9 protein-coding genes and 4 rRNA genes are annotated in these 19,138 nt (G+C 42.9%); 3 read left to right on the top strand and 10 right to left on the bottom strand.

Translation table 11 applies throughout. The features are described from left to right. Positions 1–4: 4 nt before the first annotated feature. From KK487_RS03750 to purL, 3 genes are all read right to left on the bottom strand, one after another. Complete coding sequence (locus KK487_RS03750) at positions 5–202, bottom strand: YnbE family lipoprotein (RefSeq protein ID WP_013464275.1); 198 nt, start codon at positions 200–202, stop codon at positions 5–7. After that, positions 199–2,655, bottom strand: a complete 2,457-nt coding sequence (locus KK487_RS03745; protein WP_013464274.1) for an intermembrane phospholipid transport YdbH family protein — start codon at positions 2,653–2,655, stop codon at positions 199–201. Before KK487_RS03745 ends, KK487_RS03750 begins: the two co-directional genes overlap by 4 nt. 96 nt (positions 2,656–2,751) lie before the next feature. Beyond that, positions 2,752–6,642: a phosphoribosylformylglycinamidine synthase gene (gene purL, locus KK487_RS03740; protein ID WP_128583462.1), complete on the bottom strand. Its 3,891-nt coding sequence runs from the start codon at positions 6,640–6,642 to the stop codon at positions 2,752–2,754. 211 nt (positions 6,643–6,853) lie between these two features. Between purL and mltF the strand changes: the two genes are divergently transcribed. Both mltF and KK487_RS03730 read left to right on the top strand, forming a co-directional pair. Then, positions 6,854–8,329, top strand: coding sequence for a membrane-bound lytic murein transglycosylase MltF (mltF, locus tag KK487_RS03735; RefSeq protein WP_128583461.1), 1,476 nt, complete (start codon positions 6,854–6,856; stop codon positions 8,327–8,329). A 136-nt stretch (positions 8,330–8,465) separates the two neighbouring features. Continuing rightward, positions 8,466–8,636, top strand: coding sequence for a hypothetical protein (locus KK487_RS03730; RefSeq protein WP_008468235.1), 171 nt, complete (start codon positions 8,466–8,468; stop codon positions 8,634–8,636). On the opposite strand, the gene tadA is transcribed toward KK487_RS03730, so the two are convergent. Continuing rightward, positions 8,633–9,139 (bottom strand): tRNA adenosine(34) deaminase TadA, encoded by a 507-nt coding sequence (tadA, locus tag KK487_RS03725; protein WP_010390967.1) that lies wholly within the window; start codon positions 9,137–9,139, stop codon positions 8,633–8,635. The genes KK487_RS03730 and tadA overlap by 4 nt on opposite strands. Positions 9,140–9,316: 177 nt before the next feature. On the opposite strand from tadA, the gene KK487_RS03720 reads away from it, so the two are divergent. Beyond that, complete coding sequence (locus KK487_RS03720; RefSeq protein WP_013464270.1) at positions 9,317–10,621, top strand: inosine/guanosine kinase; 1,305 nt, start codon at positions 9,317–9,319, stop codon at positions 10,619–10,621. Between the two features lie 22 nt (positions 10,622–10,643). On the opposite strand, the gene glsB is transcribed toward KK487_RS03720, so the two are convergent. The 6 genes from glsB to KK487_RS03690 all read right to left on the bottom strand — a co-directional run bounded on the left by glsB (position 10,644) and on the right by KK487_RS03690 (position 19,108). Continuing rightward, on the bottom strand, positions 10,644–11,567 hold the full coding sequence (glsB, locus tag KK487_RS03715; RefSeq protein WP_028835530.1) for a glutaminase B: 924 nt from the start codon (positions 11,565–11,567) through the stop codon (positions 10,644–10,646). Between the two features lie 924 nt (positions 11,568–12,491). Further along, positions 12,492–12,606 (bottom strand): 5S ribosomal RNA (rrf, locus tag KK487_RS03710). 63 nt (positions 12,607–12,669) lie between these two features. Next, positions 12,670–12,784: ribosomal RNA gene (gene rrf, locus KK487_RS03705) — 5S ribosomal RNA — on the bottom strand. A 136-nt stretch (positions 12,785–12,920) separates the two neighbouring features. After that, positions 12,921–15,806: ribosomal RNA gene (locus tag KK487_RS03700) — 23S ribosomal RNA — on the bottom strand. A gap of 294 nt (positions 15,807–16,100) precedes the next feature. Next, positions 16,101–17,636, bottom strand: a 16S ribosomal RNA gene (locus tag KK487_RS03695). The 16S, 23S and 5S rRNA genes sit together here, the layout of an rRNA operon. A 614-nt stretch (positions 17,637–18,250) precedes the next feature. Continuing rightward, positions 18,251–19,108, bottom strand: a complete 858-nt coding sequence (locus tag KK487_RS03690; RefSeq protein ID WP_128583393.1) for a tetratricopeptide repeat protein — start codon at positions 19,106–19,108, stop codon at positions 18,251–18,253. Positions 19,109–19,138: the final 30 nt, after the last annotated feature.

Here is a 19,138-nt window from a genome sequence, read left to right as displayed (position 1 = left end):
CTCCTTAAAATAACTCACTGTCATCGCTAAATAAATTATCGAGCTCTTTATCTACTTTGACACGAATTTCATGATCAACCTTAACATTTAAATTAATAGTGATTGGCTCTTTAGCCGACACCTCAACACGATGCATGCACGCACTTAGTGCTGATATTGCTGCTAACGCGAGCAGCACTTTTATCGATAACGACGGTCTCATTGCCCATTTCCTTTTTGTGAAAATTGTTGCTCAACTTTTTGTGTAATTTCATCACTTAAACGCAGTGCCCGTAAAAGCGTAAATATGTTTTCTTCATGGTTGTAATTAAAGTTAACTTGCTGCTGCGCTTGCTGATTATAACCTTGTAAATTAACTCCAAGCTTTAACCAACCATCATTTTTAAGTACAACGCTGCTATTAAGCTTTTGAATATCTAAATCAGTCAATAACCCCAGTACAGGTTGCAACTCTTGCTGTTGCTGCATCACAGAATCAAATGCAGCATTATTGCTAATTTTTAAATTGCCCTCGCCTTGACTAAACAGACTGCCTTGGCTAATGTGCACACCATTTTTATTAACGCTCACCGGCAGTGTACCAGCCAAACGCCCTGTTAAAGTAATACCCGACTTATCATCAAGGGTGATCAGCTTACTTGCATCAATATTATTAAACGTTACAGTGCTAACTTGGGTTTCTTGTCCAAGCGTATAGTTATCTAATAAAAATGTACCGCCAAGCACATTACCTTCAACATTACTAACAAGCACATTATTGTTATTGACGAGCCATTGCCCTTTAAGGCCTTTGATAACTGCGCCCGCTCTAAACTCATTTAAATGAAAGGTAGTGGGTTTTACATTAAGCCTACCTGAATTAAATTCCCCGCTAAATACACTACTAAAATCACTTGCAAGGTAGTCATTATAAAGTCCACTTAATTGGCGAGTATCTATATCAATGGATGCCCTTTGTAAATTGACATCGCCACTAATATTGCCGTTAAAAGTACCTTTTGTCAGCTTAGCAAGTGGATAAAACTGATTAATAAAGGTGTTTAATGGCAACACACTTTGCGCTGGCACAATCACCTCAAACGGATGTGCCTGTGACGATATATGATGATTTACCACCAACTCAATATCATCTATAAACGCATGGTGCGACGCTTTAAGTGCACGGCTTTGTAATCCACTCGAGTCTATTTTTATATTATGCAGTCTTATATCAGCGCTATTAAGAGCCTTAATTTGCGTTTTCGCAGTTAAATGAGCAAATAACTCACCTACACCTAGGTTTGCTTTTGCCGTGAGACTATTATTTATATTGGTAAGTTTAAATTCTTTATATGCCGCATTTTTTAACTGATTAGTTAATGTAATTTCTGCATTTAATTGTTTATCCATTTTCGCGGTTAAACTACCTTGATAGTGCACTGCTTTTACATCAAAAGCTTCAAAGCTAGCAACGGAAAATTTACTCTGTGCGTACCCGATGGGTTTTGAGTCAATAAATTCACTTAATTCAAAGTAACCACTGAAATTAAGCGCATTAGCAGTAACAGGGATAAATGCGGGTAGCCTTTCAAGCTCAACGTTGTAATCACCTTTAACTTTAGTACCATTTAACTGAGCGCTTATATTAATGCTGTTTATATCTGGCGTGTTTATTTGAGCAGACACCTTTGCCTGAATATTATCAAGCAAAGCGTTAATAGTGAGGGCGGTATCTGTTATTAAAATATCAAAGTGTTTATTACCTTCACTCATCAAATTGATTACTGGAATACTCAGCTCCCCTTGTTCTATGCGAAGAGCTTGAGAAAGCTTAACCTGCCAATTTAAAGCAACTTGTTTGCTTACAAAATCTGCGTACTTACTTGGTGGAATTAACTCAGTACAGCGAGGGCTTAAATTAATTTTGTTATTAAGTGAACCGGTATCTAGGATTAACGCTTGGTTATTTAAATTAAAGCGAGTAGCCATCTGGCCAGTGGTTAATAAATTAAATTGGCATTGATCAAACGTATGAGCAAATTGAGCGCTAATCCCCCCGTTCAACTTAAGCTCAATCCCGTCAAAACTAAACACTTGTTGAGTATTAAAGTTAACAGCATCGAGTAAGGTGTTTTTAGTGTTTATTACCTGTTTTAACAAAATGTCATCAACTGCTAGCTGACCACTTATTTTATTGGTGGTTAAAATCGCACTCGCATTTATATCGCCCGTTACATTAAATTGATTTAGCGCAGGTTCTAATACACTAAATTTTAATGGTTTATTGAGCTGATTACTGTTTACTACAAGCTGTTTAATATTAATGAGTGGGCGATTTGAAGGTAGCGCTATCTCAAGCTGTTTAGCCGGTTGATTAGCGTTATCACTTTTAGGTAATGGATTGAGCGTTAATATTGCACTTTGAACACTGACATGCTTTGTACTCGCTGTAATATCAGAAAGTTGTAATTGTTGGTTTTGGTAATTTAAACACACAGTATCGGCATGTATATTTAACTTTGAGGTAATTGAAAAATCGAGGCAGCTTAATGTGACACCTGCTTTTTTAAGTTCAGGGGCAATGGCCCATTGTAGTAAAGGCAAGCGAAATACATACCCGAGTAATAATAGACTCAGTAAAAGAGTGCCAACAATTAAACCAATGCGCTTAAACATATTATCCTTACATGTTTTTTAATCACTATAATCAAAAAAGGCTGCACAAGGCAGCCTTTTTTATTTTACATCCAGATCATGAATCTAGTGTGTATATTAACCTACATTTTTACGCGCATTACGGAACATACGCATCCATGGGCTATCCTCTTTCCACTCATCTGGGTGCCAAGAGTTAGCAACAGTACGAAATACACGCTCTGGGTGTGGCATCATTACAGTTGCACGGCCATCTGTTGATGTAATACCTGTGATACCTTCTGGCGAGCCGTTCGGGTTCGCTGGGTATTGCGTTGTAGGGTTGCCGTAGTTATCAACAAATTTAACCGCTACAGTACCACTTGCAAGCGCTGCTTTTGTTGCTGCGTCGTTTGCAAACTCTGCATGGCCTTCACCATGAGATACCGCAATTGGCATCCGCGAGCCCGCCATACCATTAAAGAATACCGATGGATTCTCTTGTATTTCAACTAAGCTAAAGCGTGCTTCAAAACGCTCTGACTTGTTCGTTACAAAGCGTGGCCAATGCTCAGTACCTGGGATCAACTCTTTTAATGTTGATAGCATCTGACAACCGTTACATACACCTAAGCTAAAGGTATCTTCACGATGGAAGAAGCTTTGGAACTGATCGCGTGCCATATCGTTAAACAATATTGACTTAGCCCAGCCTTCACCGGCGCCTAATACGTCACCGTAAGAGAAGCCACCACACGCCACTAAACCTTTAAACTGTTCAAGCGTTAAACGACCTTCTAAAATATCACTCATGTGAACATCTACCGCAGCAAAACCAGCACGGTTAAACGCAGCAGCCATTTCTAGGTGCGAGTTAACGCCCTGCTCACGTAAAATAGCCATTTGTGGCTTAGCACCTGTCGCAATGTACGGTGCAGCAATATCTTCGTTTAAGTCAAAGTTAAGTTTAACGTTTAAGCCTGGGTCTTTTGCATCAAATTTAGCGTCAAACTCTTGCTTAGCACACTCAGGGTTATCACGACGCGCTTGCATCTGATAGGTTGTTTCGGCCCAAATTGTACGAAGCTCAGTACGAGTATGATTAAGTACTGTTTGCTCACCACGATTAAATACAATGTTATCGTCATTATTAAGCGAGCCAATCACATGGCTAATTGCGGCAACACCATGCTGCTCAAATACAGCTTTTACAGCATCTAAATCACTGTTTGCTACTTGAATTACAGCACCTAACTCTTCGTTATAAAGCGCTTCAATATCAGAGCCTGTCAAAGTCGCTAAATCTACGGTTACACCGGTATGTCCGGTAAACGCCATTTCAGCGATAGTAGTAAACAAGCCACCGTCTGAACGATCGTGATACGCAAGTAGCTTGCTATCAGCCACTAGCGCCTGCATAGCATTGTAAAAGCCTTTTAGTAACTCAGGGCTGTCTACATCTGGAGTAACATCACCAAGCTGCTTATAAACTTGTGCAAGGCTTGATGCGCCCAGTCGGTTTTTACCCGCACCTAAATCAACTAAAATAAGCGAAGTGTCGCCCTTATCAGTGCGCAGCTGTGGAGTCACCGTTTTACGTACATCGTCAACACGGCCAAAGGCTGTAATAATCAGTGATAAAGGCGATGTTACTGATTGCTCAGTTGTATCATCTTCATTTTTCCATGTCGTTTTCATCGACATCGAGTCTTTACCTACAGGTATAGTTAAACCAAGTGCTGGACATAACTCTTCACCAACAGCTTTTACTGCTTCATATAAACCTGCGTCTTCGCCAGGGTGACCCGCAGCCGCCATCCAATTTGCAGATAACTTAATGTTCTCAAGGCTACCAATATTAGCACCAGCAATGTTTGTAAGAGACTCGGCCACAGCCAAACGTGCTGAGGCGCCATAATTAAGTAATGCAGCTGGAGTACGTTCACCTAGTGACATAGCTTCACCGTGGTAGGTATCGTACGTTGCTGCGGTAACTGCACAGTTAGCCACAGGCACTTGCCATGGGCCTACCATTTGATCGCGCGCTACTAAACCAGTTACAGAGCGATCGCCAATAGTAATCAGGAAGGTTTTTTCTGCAATGGTTGGTAAACGTAATAAACGCTGCGCTGCATCCGCAGGATTAATTGCCTCTACATTTAATGCAGTGCCTACTACTTGTTGCGAAGTAACATCACGATGCATTTTAGGTGCTTTACCTAGTAATACATCCAGTGGTAAATCTACAGGGCTGTTATCAAAATGACTATCGGCAACCGTTAAATGACGCTCTTCTGTCGCTTCACCAATAACTGCATATTGTGCGCGCTCACGCTTACAAATTGCTTCAAAGCGTGCAAAATCTTCAACGCCCACAGCAAGCACATAGCGCTCTTGCGATTCATTACACCAAATTTCGTGTGGTGCCATGCCCGGCTCATCATTAGGGATATCACGTAGTTGGAATTTACCACCACGGCCACCATCATCTACAAGCTCAGGGAATGCATTTGATAAACCACCGGCGCCCACATCGTGTATAAACGCAATAGGGTTTGCATCACCTAGCTGCCAACATTTGTCGATCACTTCTTGACAACGACGTTCCATTTCTGGGTTTTCACGTTGAACAGAAGCAAAGTCTAAATCTTCGTTTGATTGACCCGATGCCATGCTAGATGCAGCACCACCGCCTAAACCAATGTTCATTGCAGGGCCGCCAAGCGCAATCAATTTTGCGCCTACTGGAATATCGCCTTTTTGAACATGATCAGCACGAATATTACCTAGACCACCGGCAAGCATAATTGGCTTGTGGTAACCACGTACCTCTTCACCATTGTGACTCGTTACTTTTTCTTCGTAAGTACGGAAATAACCTAAAAGGTTAGGACGGCCAAACTCATTATTAAACGCAGCACCACCTAATGGGCCTTCAGTCATAATGTCTAGGGCATTAACAATACGGCCAGGCTTACCAAAATCACTCTCCCAAGGCTGTTCAAAACCTGGAATACGTAAATTAGATACAGTAAAACCTACCAAACCCGCCTTTGGCTTAGAGCCTCGACCGGTTGCGCCTTCATCACGAATCTCACCACCCGACCCAGTCGCCGCACCAGAGAAAGGAGCTATTGCTGTTGGGTGGTTATGGGTTTCAACTTTCATTAAGATTTCAATGTCTTCTTGATGATACGCATATTCACCTTGCGCATTCGGGAAGAAGCGACCCGCCTTTGAGCCTTTCATTACGGCTGCATTATCTTTATAAGCAGACAATACATTTTCAGGATTGTGCTCAAAGGTATTTTTAATCATTTTAAACAGCGACTTTGGCTGTTCAATACCATCGATAGTCCAATCAGCATTAAATATTTTATGACGACAATGCTCTGAGTTTGCTTGTGCAAACATGAATAATTCGATGTCGTTAGGATTGCGCCCTAACTTGATGAAGTTTTCTACTAAGTAGTCAATTTCATCATCAGCAAGTGCAAACCCTTGCTCTATATTGGCTACGGCTAATGCTTCGCGGCCGCCACCTAAAATATCAACTGATGACATTGGGCGTGGCGCATCGCTGCGAAATAACTGCGCTGCATCTTCTAATTTGCTGTGAGTAGCTTCAGTCATGCGGTCATGAAGAAGCGCTGTAACCTGTGTAAGCTGATCGGTGCTTAAATCACCCTCAACATAATATGCTATTCCTCGCTCTACGCGATGAACTTGCTTAAGCCCACAGTTATGAGCGATATCAGTCGCTTTTGAAGCCCATGGCGAAATAGTACCAGGGCGAGGCGTTACTAATACCAACTGACCCGCTGGCGCATGCTCAGCAATTGTTGGTCCATAGGTTAATAACTTCTCAAGTTTGGTTTGCTCATCATTGTTTAATGGCGATGTTAAATCGGCAAAGTGAGCGTATTCGGCATATACATTGGTGACAGGAAGTTGCAATTGTTGGCAACGCGCTAAAATTTTATTAACTCTGAACTCTGAAAGTGCTGGTGCACCACGAAGGATCAACATAAGTAATTTCACCCGGGGTTAGGGATTGAACGATATTTTAGGCGCGTATTATAGTCCAAATTACTCTCAGATTTAACTCAAAAATGCGCTTTTCATTAAATTAACTTTTTCTTTTTGTTTACACCTATTTTTTACTGGCTGCGATTAAACGGTAAGTGACGTAATCAGTAAGTTTTGTTATAACAGGAGATACGATGCTAAAGAGGCGAATATGTTGAAGATAAAGCTAATAACAATCATTACGTTAGTCATCCTTTTGTGTGCCTGTAACACACAAGAGCAGTCAACACAGCTCGCCCAAATTAAATCAGAAAATAAAATTCGCGTTGGTACACTTGCCAGTGCAAGTAATTATTATCAAGCTGTTCAAGGAGAACAAGGCTTTGAATTTGAACTCTCTCAAGCATTCGCCGACTACCTTGGGGTAGAGCTTGAAATTGTGCCCTTTTTTAATTTATCCGATATGTTTGCGCGCTTAGATAGTGGCGATCTCGATTTAATTGCCTCTGGGCTTACTTTTAACAAGGCGCGCGCCAAACGTTACCGCTATGGCCCAACTTACAGAACGATAAGTCAAAAATTAGTTTTTAAACAAGGGCGTGAACGCCCTCGTGATTTTGATGATTTAACCGGAAACTTCACCGTTATCGCTAAAAGTAGTCATTCATTAACATTAGAAGAAATAAAACAAAACAACCCAGATTTAACTTGGAGTGAAACCGAAGAGTTTGATGAAGAAGAGTTATTACAAGCCGTTATTGATGGGGAAATAGATTACACCTTAGCGGATTCACATACATTAGCGTTGTTTAGGCGCTATCACCCTAACTTGAGTATTGGCTTTTCAGTTACCCGTAATGATTCAATTGCATGGATACTAAGAAAGTCGAATGATGACTCATTGTACGCATTGCTAGTTCCTTTTTTTGGTGAAGCAAAACAAAACAATCAACTTTATGTACTTGAAGAGAAGTACTTTGGCCATGTCCGTCAGTTTAATTACGTTAATACCTTAGCCTACATAGATGCAATAAAAGAGACACTGCCTAAATATCAGCCTTGGTTTATACAATATGCAGGTAGCCTTGATTGGCGCTTACTTGCTGCATTGAGTTACCAAGAGTCGATGTGGAACCCTCGAGCTAAATCGCCAACAGGTGTGCGTGGAATTATGATGCTAACAAGGCGCACAGCAAAACAAGTCGGTGTTACTAACCGCTTAGAGCCAGAACAAAACATACGTGGCGGTGCAAAATACTTAGCTAAATTAATTAAGCGTATACCAGATAGAATCCCGCAGCCTGATCGTACTTGGCTTGCACTTGCCGCTTATAATGTTGGTTGGGGGCACGTTAATGATGCCCGCATAATTACCGAACAACAGGGAGCTAGCCCTGATAAATGGGCTGACGTTAAAAAGCGCTTACCATTACTAGTAAAAAAACGTCACTACCGTAACACACGCTATGGCTATGCTCGCGGTGATGTGGCTGTGACTTATGTTGATAATATTCGTCGCTATTACGATGCGCTTGTTTGGCTAGATGAAAATAATGCAATGGCAACTATACCGCCAACTTCCGAAACTGAAAAAGAAAAAGAAAAAGAAAAAGAAACAAAAGATAAAAGCATTAAACCAGGTGATGCAAATCAACGTATTAGTGATGGCGTAGAAAAAGAAAAATAAAAGCGCTATGAAAATTTCGCGCTATATTAGCTACATGTTAGAAAAGCAAATAGTTGTTTACTTGCAATCAATTATTCAATAATCTGGCTCAATTGTATTAAAATCTGTGTCATCACCAAGCACATAAGGATAAGTAATGCTTAAACGTAGACGTACACATCAGCTTAAACGTTGTATAAAACACTCAACTGCCACTCGTCGTCGAGTGATGTTAAGAAACTTACATAAAAAGATAATTTGGCGCCGTCGTATGTTTGCTATGCAGCAAATGGCTGAGCTAGACGCCTTAATAGCAGCTGCAGACTAATCGTTGTTAAGGTTGCGAGCGGCTAGCTTTGCGGCTTTAATTTGTGCTCGGCGACGCTTAAAAAAACTAGAAATAGTCTCAGCACATTGTGTCTCTAAAACCCCACCCGTTATTTCTACTTGATGGTTTAAACGAGGTTCTTGCAACAAGTTCATAATAGAACCAGCAGAACCCGTTTTAGCATCGGCTGCACCAAATACTAAACGTTTAATTCGGCTGTGCACTAACAGACCTGCACACATAGAGCAAGGCTCTAACGTGACATACAAAGTGCAGTCAATTAAGCGATAGTTGTTAAGCACTTTTCCGGCTTCTCTTACCGCTATCATCTCAGCGTGGGCAGATGGGTCATTATCGGTAATTGAGCGATTATAACCCGCGCTTATAAGCTGATTATTTTTGACAATAATGGCGCCTACCGGGATCTCATCGAGTTGCTCTGCTTGTTTTGCATACACAAGGGCTTGTTCCATCCAATATTGGTCGTCAAATGGCTCTGTCATGATTATTACTTAACTATTTTTTATGCCGTAATTATACCAACTTACCGTAAAAAAATGCGTAATTGATCACTTTATTGCAAAAATAAAACAAATTTAAGTGGTTTACCATGGCCCATAAGGCGGGATTTACGCTATAATCTCTCGCTTTTTTTATTTAGCTCACAACACGGGTAGCAAATGAAATTTCCTGGACGCCGCAGGCATAAACATTATTTTCCAGTGGAAGCCAAAGATCCACTGACCAATCAACTTAACGCCACTGAGCGATTACACCGCAGCTATATTACGGGGATCGATCAAATCGTTGTTGATATAGAAGCTAAGGTTGACCAAGCTTTTCTCGATGAATTTCAATTGCGCCGAGGGATGTCGCAAGTTATAGATAATGACATCACCAATGCTTTATACGATCGCTTAAAACTAAACGACATGGTCGATTACGAATTCGCAGGCGGAACCGTTGGCAACACGATGCACAACTATTCCGTACTTGCTGATGACCGTTCGGTGCTATTAGGTGTAATGAGTGAAAACATAAAAATAGGCAGTTATGCTTATCGCTTTTTATGTAATAACTCAAGTCGCGTAGACTTAGACTACTTACAGCCTGTAGATGGTCCTATAGGCCGCTGTTTCACATTGATTGATGAAACGGGTGAACGCACCTTTGCCATTAGTGCTGGCCTAATGAATTATCTAAAGCCTGAGTCAATTGATAAAGAGCTAATCGAAGGCTCATCGGCATTAGTGATTAGCGCTTATTTAATGCGTACTCAAGGCGATGAAACCATGACCGAAGCGACCATGCAAGCAATCAAGTATGCTAACGATGCAGATGTACCGGTTGTATTAACACTCGGTACTAAGTTTCTTATCGAGCAGGATCCGACATGGTGGGCTAACTTTGTAGAAAAGCATGTTGATATCCTTGCTATGAACGAAGAAGAAGGCCAAGCAATTACTGGATTTGAAGATCCATTACTAGCTGCCGACAAAGCATTAGACTGGGTTGATTTAGTAATTTGTACTGCCGGTGAAAAAGGCTTATTTATGGCCGGTTTTGTTGATGACAGTTTCAAACGCGAAACAGAGTATCCACTTTTGCCTGGTGCTATCCCTGACTTTAATCGTTATGAGTTTTCACGTGCAATGCGTAAAGTTGACTGTGAAAACCCAATAAAGGCATATAGTCATACTGCTCCGTTTATGGGCGGGCCTGACTCGATTAAAAATACCAACGGCGCTGGTGATTGTGCTTTAGCCGCTGTATTGCATGACTTATCAGCGAATGTTTATCATAAGTTGAACGTTGCTAATTCAGCAAAACATCAGCAACAAGCGATTACCTACTCTTCGCTCGCTCAAATTAGTAAATACGCCAACCGTGCAAGTTACGAAGTACTGGTTCAGCATTCTCCACGCTTATCACGTGGCTTACCAGAGCGCGAAGATTGCTTAGAGCAAGTGTATTGGGATCAATAAAATCCCAATGCACTAAGCGTATTTAAAATATCGATATATCAAGCTTTTTAGATAGCAGCTCTAATGCTGCTATTCCTGCGACTGAATTACCAAAAGAGTTTAATCCTGGGGAGTACACTGCCACAGTAAATCTATTCGGTAACACCGCCAATATAGTGCCAGAAACACCTGATTTGCCCGGCATTCCTACTCGATAACCAAAATCACCCGCCGCATCATATAAACCACTGGTAAATAACAACGAATTTAGTTGCTTATTCTGACGACTAGAAAGCACTCGTTTAGAAGAACTGTAATCTATCCCTTTATTAGCTAAAAAATTGTACGCCTTAGCAAGTTCGATACAATTAAGTTCTATGGCACAAAAATTAAAGTATGACCACAGCACATCATCAACTTCATTTTCAAAGTTACCGAATGATTTCATTAAGTGTGCCATTGCCGCATTTCGATGCCTAAACTCATACTCTGAATTAGCCACTTGTTTATCTATTACGATACTTCGATTACCAGATAAATCGCGAAATGTTTCCAGCATAGAGTGCATGGGTGCTGATAAACGACTATATAAAGCATCACAGGTAACTATGGCACCCGCATTAATAAATGGGTTACGGGGTATGCCTTTTTCAAACTCAAGCTGTGTCAGTGAATTAAATGCTGTTCCAGAGGGCTCTTTACCCACTCTACTCCATAGTTCATCGCCATAACGTTGCAGCGCTAATGTAAGAGTCATTACTTTAGAAACAGATTGAATAGTAAAACGCTGTTCACAATCACCCGCGCAAAATATCTCCCCCTCAGTGGTGTAAATGGCAATAGAAAACTGCTCAAGATCAACTTCAGCAAGAGCAGGGATATAATCAGCAACCTTACCTTGGCTCAATAAAGGTTTAACCTCTTGAGTTATCTCATTTAGCACTCGTTGATAATCACTGGTTGGCAATAGACACCTCAATAATATGCAAAGTTAAAATCAAATTTTAACACGTAGGATCTATAACTGCATGAGAATGTTAAGTCTATAAGTTATTAGTAATCTGATAGGAAGCATATACATGATGAGATTGGCTGGCAGTCTCTTTTTTTAAGATATTGCGTAATTCATCTTCAAATTTAAAACAATAAAAAACCAGCATTTTGCTGTAACGTGGTTCTGTTATTTGGAGCCAGTGCGCTAATTTATAGCGACAATACAATAGAACATCCCACTTTTTTGTTTAGTTCCAAGCTGTTTTGTTTGATGTATAGGAATACGAATGCCATGGAGCACAAGATATGCAAGAGCGGCCACTACTAAGTTCCATATACAGTCTTGGCTTGATGTTTTTCTTTATCTCAAACAACAAAAACCCGTTACATTGCTGTAACGGGTTTCTTTAATTGGATCCTGGTAATGTCATGGTGCCCACAGCGGTAGAAAATCACATAGCAAATGCGACACTATCATTGTGTCGGGGCGGCCTTGTGCGGGGCTCGCCTTTGAGCTGTTTAGGAATACGAATGCCGTGGAGCACAGGATGTACGAGAAAGGCCACCACTGAGTTCGGCATGGGCTCTTGGCTATTTATTAAATCCCAGACAGCAAAAAACCCGTCACATCGCTGTAACGGGTTTCTCTTATTTGGATCCTGGTAATGTCATGGTGCCCACAGCAGTAGAAAGTCACATAGCAAATGCGACACTATCATTGTGTCGGGGCGGCCTTTTGCGGGGCTCGCCTTCGAGCTGTTTAGGAATACGAATGCCGTGGAGCACAGGATATACGAGAACGGCCACCACTGAGTTCGGCATGGGCTCTTGGCTATTTATTAAATCCCAGACAGCAAAAAACCCGTTACATCGCTGTAACGGGTTTCTCTTATTTGGATCCTGGTAATGTCCTACTTTCACATAGCAAATGCTACACTATCATTGGCGCTGTTTCGTTTCACTACTGAGTTCGGCATGGGGTCAGGTGGGTCCAAAACGCTATTGTCACCAAGAAAATTCTTTTCAATTTTCTTATTATTTATTTTTAAATTTAAAGTCTTTCGACTAAATTTGGAGCCTGGTAATGTCCTACTTTCACATAGCAAATGCTACACTATCATCGGCGCTGTTTCGTTTCACTACTGAGTTCGGCATGGGGTCAGGTGGGTCCAAAACGCTATTGTCACCAAGCAAATTTGGTGTCAGTTCGTATTACTACGCACTAACTAAAATTTGGAATTTCTGATAATAAAGTCTTCAAGTATCTACTTTAGTTAGATTAACTTCTTGCGCTTTCAACTATCACATAAAACGCGTTTGGCGTTGTATGGTTAAGCCTCACGGGTAATTAGTACAAGTTAGCTTAATGGCTCACACCACTTCCACATCTTGCCTATCAACGTTGTAGTCTTCAACGGCCCTTCAGAGACTTTAAAAGTCTAGTGAGAACTCATCTCGAGGCCTGCTTCGCGCTTAGATGCTTTCAGCGCTTATCAGTTCCGAACGTAGCTACCGGGCAATGCCATTGGCATGACAACCCGAACACCAGCGGTTCGTTCACTCCGGTCCTCTCGTACTAGGAGCAACCCCTCTCAATTCTCAAACGCCCACGGCAGATAGGGACCGAACTGTCTCACGACGTTCTAAACCCAGCTCGCGTACCACTTTAAATGGCGAACAGCCATACCCTTGGGACCGACTTCAGCCCCAGGATGTGATGAGCCGACATCGAGGTGCCAAACACCGCCGTCGATATGAACTCTTGGGCGGTATCAGCCTGTTATCCCCGGAGTACCTTTTATCCGTTGAGCGATGGCCCTTCCATTCAGAACCACCGGATCACTATGACCTACTTTCGTACCTGCTCGACGTGTCTGTCTCGCAGTTAAGCTGGCTTCTACCATTACACTAACCGTACGATGTCCGACCGTACTTAGCCAACCTTCGTGCTCCTCCGTTACTCTTTGGGAGGAGACCGCCCCAGTCAAACTACCCACCAGGCACTGTCCGTAACCCCGATTCAGGGGCCAACGTTAGAACATCAAAACTACAAGGGTGGTATTTCAAGGACGACTCCACAAAAACTAGCGTCTCTGCTTCTAAGTCTCCCACCTATCCTACACATGTAGGTTCAATGTTCAGTGCCAAGCTGTAGTAAAGGTTCACGGGGTCTTTCCGTCTAGCCGCGGGTACACAGCATCTTCACTGCGATTTCAATTTCACTGAGTCTCGGGTGGAGACAGCGTGGCCATGGTTACACCATTCGTGCAGGTCGGAACTTACCCGACAAGGAATTTCGCTACCTTAGGACCGTTATAGTTACGGCCGCCGTTTACCGGGGCTTCGATCAAGAGCTTCTCCGAAGATAACCCCATCAATTAACCTTCCGGCACCGGGCAGGTGTCACACCGTATACGTCATCTTGCGATTTTGCACAGTGCTGTGTTTTTAATAAACAGTCCCAGCCACCTGGTCACTGCGGCTCCAATCAGCTTAGGGAGCAAGTCCCATCACCAATCGGAGCGTACCTTCTCCCGAAGTTACGGTACGATTTTGCCTAGTTCCTTCACCCGAGTTCTCTCAAGCGCCTTAGTATTCTCTACCTGACCACCTGTGTCGGTTTGGGGTACGATTCGGTATAATCTGAAGCTTAGAGGCTTTTCCTGGAAGTATGGCATCAGCAACTTCATCACCTTGGTGACTCGTCTCGTGTCTCAGCCTAACAGCAACCCGGATTTACCTAAGTCGCTAGCCTACACACTTTCACATGGACTACCATCGCCATGCTTGCTTAGCCTGCTCCGTCCCCCCATCGCAATTATACCAAGTACGGAAATATTAATCCGTTTCCCATCGACTACGCCTTTCGGCCTCGCCTTAGGGGTCGACTTACCCTACCCTGATTAACATGGGATAGGAACCCTTGGTCTTCCGGCGTGCGGGTTTTTCACCCGCATTATCGTTACTCATGTCAGCATTCGCACTTCTGATACGTCCAGCATACCTCCCGGTACACCTTCAACCGCTTACAGAACGCTCCCCTACCACTCAGAATAAATTCTGAATCCGCAGCTTCGGTGCATAGTTTAGCCCCGTTACATCTTCCGCGCAGACCGACTCGACCAGTGAGCTATTACGCTTTCTTTAAAGGATGGCTGCTTCTAAGCCAACCTCCTGGCTGTCTGGGCCTTTCCACATCGTTTCCCACTTAACTATGACTTTGGGACCTTAGCTGGCGGTCTGGGTTGTTTCCCTCTTCACGACGGACGTTAGCACCCGCCGTGTGTCTCCCGGATAGTACTTTACGGTATTCGGAGTTTGCAAAGGGTTGGTAAGTCGGGATGACCCCTAGCCTTAACAGTGCTCTACCCCCGTAAGTATTCGTCCGAGGCTCTACCTAAATAGATTTCGGGGAGAACCAGCTATCTCCCGGTTTGATTAGCCTTTCACTCCTAACCACAGGTCATCCCCTAACTTTTCAACGTTAGTGGGTTCGGTCCTCCAGTTGATGTTACTCAACCTTCAACCTGCCCATGGCTAGATCACCGGGTTTCGGGTCTATACCTTGCAACTATTCGCCCAGTTAAGACTCGGTTTCCCTACGGCTACCCTAATCGGTTAACCTCGCTACAAAATATAAGTCGCTGACCCATTATACAAAAGGTACGCAGTCACCCAACAAGTGGGCTCCTACTGCTTGTACGTACACGGTTTCAGGTTCTATTTCACTCCCCTCACAGGGGTTCTTTTCGCCTTTCCCTCACGGTACTGGTTCACTATCGGTCAGTTGGGAGTATTTAGCCTTAGATGATGGTCCACCTATATTCAGTCAAAGTTTCACGTGCTCCGACCTACTCGATTTCACTTAAAATGCGTTTTCATGTACGGGACTATCACCCTGTATCGTGGCACTTTCCAGAGCCTTCCATTAACACATAATAAGCTTAAGGGCTGTTCCGATTTCGCTCGCCGCTACTATCGGAATCTCGGTTGATTTCTTTTCCTACGGGTACTTAGATGTTTCAGTTCTCCGCGTTCGCCTCGTTAACCTATGTATTCAGTTAACGATACCTGCAAGCAGGTGGGTTTCCCCATTCGGAAATCCTAGTCTCAAGTGCTTTTTACTAGCTTGACTAGGCTTATCGCAAGTTAATACGTCCTTCATCGCCTCCAACTGCCAAGGCATCCACCGTGTACGCTTAGTCACTTAACCATACAACCCAAACGGGTCTTTGTTTTGTGACAGTTTAACTTCGCCAGAAGTTAATATTGAATACTAAAGTAGATACCAATCAACAAACGTAAACGTTCATTAAATGGCACTGAATGATACTGCTATCATTCTTTTTTACTTTTGAAAACTCTGTACAAATACAATGTATTTATACGAATTTTATTATCAGCTTTTCCAAATTTTTAAAGAGCATATTAATTAGTTAACCCAAAGGGTGAAACTAACTAACAATCATCTGTGTGGACACTACGAACAAATAAGTTCTAAATCGTATAAGGAGGTGATCCAGCCCCAGGTTCCCCTAGGGCTACCTTGTTACGACTTCACCCCAGTCATGAATCACTCCGTGGTAAACGTCCTCCCGAGGGTTAGACTATCTACTTCTGGAGCAACCCACTCCCATGGTGTGACGGGCGGTGTGTACAAGGCCCGGGAACGTATTCACCGCGTCATTCTGATACGCGATTACTAGCGATTCCGACTTCATGGAGTCGAGTTGCAGACTCCAATCCGGACTACGACGCACTTTAAGTGATTCGCTTACTCTCGCGAGTTCGCAGCACTCTGTATGCGCCATTGTAGCACGTGTGTAGCCCTACACGTAAGGGCCATGATGACTTGACGTCGTCCCCACCTTCCTCCGGTTTATCACCGGCAGTCTCCTTAGAGTTCTCAGCATTACCTGCTAGCAACTAAGGATAGGGGTTGCGCTCGTTGCGGGACTTAACCCAACATCTCACAACACGAGCTGACGACAGCCATGCAGCACCTGTATCAGAGTTCCCGAAGGCACCAAACCATCTCTGGTAAGTTCTCTGTATGTCAAGTGTAGGTAAGGTTCTTCGCGTTGCATCGAATTAAACCACATGCTCCACCGCTTGTGCGGGCCCCCGTCAATTCATTTGAGTTTTAACCTTGCGGCCGTACTCCCCAGGCGGTCTACTTAATGCGTTAGCTTTGAAAAACAGAACCGAGGTTCCGAGCTTCTAGTAGACATCGTTTACGGCGTGGACTACCAGGGTATCTAATCCTGTTTGCTCCCCACGCTTTCGTACATGAGCGTCAGTGTTGACCCAGGTGGCTGCCTTCGCCATCGGTATTCCTTCAGATCTCTACGCATTTCACCGCTACACCTGAAATTCTACCACCCTCTATCACACTCTAGTTTGCCAGTTCGAAATGCAGTTCCCAGGTTGAGCCCGGGGCTTTCACATCTCGCTTAACAAACCGCCTGCGTACGCTTTACGCCCAGTAATTCCGATTAACGCTCGCACCCTCCGTATTACCGCGGCTGCTGGCACGGAGTTAGCCGGTGCTTCTTCTGTCAGTAACGTCACAGCTAGCAGGTATTAACTACTAACCTTTCCTCCTGACTGAAAGTGCTTTACAACCCGAAGGCCTTCTTCACACACGCGGCATGGCTGCATCAGGCTTGCGCCCATTGTGCAATATTCCCCACTGCTGCCTCCCGTAGGAGTCTGGGCCGTGTCTCAGTCCCAGTGTGGCTGATCATCCTCTCAAACCAGCTAGGGATCGTCGCCTTGGTGAGCCATTACCTCACCAACTAGCTAATCCCACTTGGGCCAATCTAAAGGCGAGAGCCGAAGCCCCCTTTGGTCCGTAGACATTATGCGGTATTAGCAGTCGTTTCCAACTGTTGTCCCCCACCTCAAGGCATGTTCCCAAGCATTACTCACCCGTCCGCCGCTCGTCAGCAAAGTAGCAAGCTACTTTCTGTTACCGCTCGACTTGCATGTGTTAGGCCTGCCGCCAGCGTTCAATCTGAGCCATGATCAAACTCTTCAATTAAAAAGTTTTTTGTCTTTCGACAGCTCAATGAATTCTGAATTTATTTAATATCTTTCGATATTGAATTGACTGTGCTGAATAATTACCTAAGTAACTATTCTGTTGGTCACTCAGCTTCTCTTTCGAGAAATCACATTGAGACTCTAAATTTGTTTGCCTCACTACCTAAGTAGCTTGGCTGTTAGAACTCAATCTGTACGAGTGCCCACACAGATGATTGCTTTATATTGTTAAAGAACGTTGCGATTAAAGCGTTAAACTTTATCTCGCTAGGGCTGCGCATCTTACGCTTTCCTATTTTTTTGTCAACACTTAATTTTGTTAAACTTTAAAGTTTTCGAAACTAAGTTTTACTCGACTCACTGATTAGCTCGTGCCTCGCTATGCGTTGGCGTTCCCCGTCTCAGTGGGGTCGCATTATAGGGAGAATCGATTTTAACGCAAGCGTTTTTAAAGGCTTTTTTGCATTTAATTTTTACCCCAAAGATACCCCACCTAGACACACATGTTACCCACAAAACCCTGTGGATAACCCTGCATTTATCCTCTTTTTGAATGTAGAAAACAAAAAAGCATCTTTAGTTAGATGCTTTTATAAAGGTTCTAATTAGCCGTTAATATAAAATACTATAGAGCTTGCGGCGATATTTAGCGGCTAATGCATCGCCGTCAGGTAAAGAGGCGATTATTGCTAAGAAGTTTGGTTTGGCTTCATCATAGTTAAGATCCTTTTTAAGGATAGTAAAGAGTGCTTCTAATGCCTCTTCTTTCCTTCCCGCTTCATTTAAAAGGTTACTTAGCTGCATTTGCAAATCAAGTTCATTTGGATGTTTAGCGACTTTTTCTTGAAGTTCTTTTATCTGCGGTGAATCGGTTGCCTCTAATGCGGCCTCACATTTTGCCTTAATATTATTAAAGTATGCATCTTGCTCTTTTACATCTATTGTTTCTATTAACGCAGCGGCTTCATCGAGTTTGTGGATTTGTATACATATATCTGCCAGTACTAATTTAATCCTCGCATTTCGACTATCAAGTTCATACGCTTGTTTGGCATAAGTAAACGCGGCATTTAAGTCGCTATTAATCAGTGCTTGCTTAGCCTGCTCTAATAATAAGTCTTGTTGAGCTGGTAAATGTTTAGATAATGCATCACGAACTTGGCTTTCTGTTTGAGCACCCGCTAATAAATCAACTGGAGCTGAGTCTTTTAATAACACTAAAGTAGGTAAAGTTTGCAATCCAACTTGTTGGGCAAGTTGAGAGGCAAGTGCCTGCTCTGCATCGCAGTCTAAGTTTGCGACTACTATATAGTTGCTGTATTCAGCAGCTAACTTATCTAAGATAGCTGCTTGGCTAATACACTCTGGGCTTTGTGGAGAAAAAAAGTTAAGTAGTACTAACTTTTGTTGTGATGTTTCACCCAATACTTGCTGAAGGTTTTGTGCGTTAAGACTAACTATATTGCTCATTGAATTATTGCCATGTTCATCTATTTAGGT

The organism is Pseudoalteromonas sp. SiA1 (assembly GCF_018732205.1).
Classification (GTDB): Bacteria; Pseudomonadota; Gammaproteobacteria; order Enterobacterales; family Alteromonadaceae; genus Pseudoalteromonas; species Pseudoalteromonas tetraodonis.
Note: the sequence above shows the minus strand (reverse complement) of the source record. Positions and strands in the feature narration are given on the sequence as shown.

Bases quoted from the DNA above. Each gene is read 5' to 3' on its own strand.
- KK487_RS03750 (WP_013464275.1), bottom strand. From the start codon at position 202: ATGAGACCGTCGTTATCGATAAAAGTGCTGCTCGCGTTAGCAGCAATA.
- KK487_RS03745 (WP_013464274.1), bottom strand. From the start codon at position 2,655: ATGTTTAAGCGCATTGGTTTAATTGTTGGCACTCTTTTACTGAGTCTA.
- purL (WP_128583462.1), bottom strand. From the start codon at position 6,642: ATGTTGATCCTTCGTGGTGCACCAGCACTTTCAGAGTTCAGAGTTAAT.
- mltF (WP_128583461.1), top strand. From the start codon at position 6,854: ATGTTGAAGATAAAGCTAATAACAATCATTACGTTAGTCATCCTTTTG.
- KK487_RS03730 (WP_008468235.1), top strand. From the start codon at position 8,466: ATGCTTAAACGTAGACGTACACATCAGCTTAAACGTTGTATAAAACAC.
- tadA (WP_010390967.1), bottom strand. From the start codon at position 9,139: ATGACAGAGCCATTTGACGACCAATATTGGATGGAACAAGCCCTTGTG.
- KK487_RS03720 (WP_013464270.1), top strand. From the start codon at position 9,317: ATGAAATTTCCTGGACGCCGCAGGCATAAACATTATTTTCCAGTGGAA.
- KK487_RS03690 (WP_128583393.1), bottom strand. From the start codon at position 19,108: ATGAGCAATATAGTTAGTCTTAACGCACAAAACCTTCAGCAAGTATTG.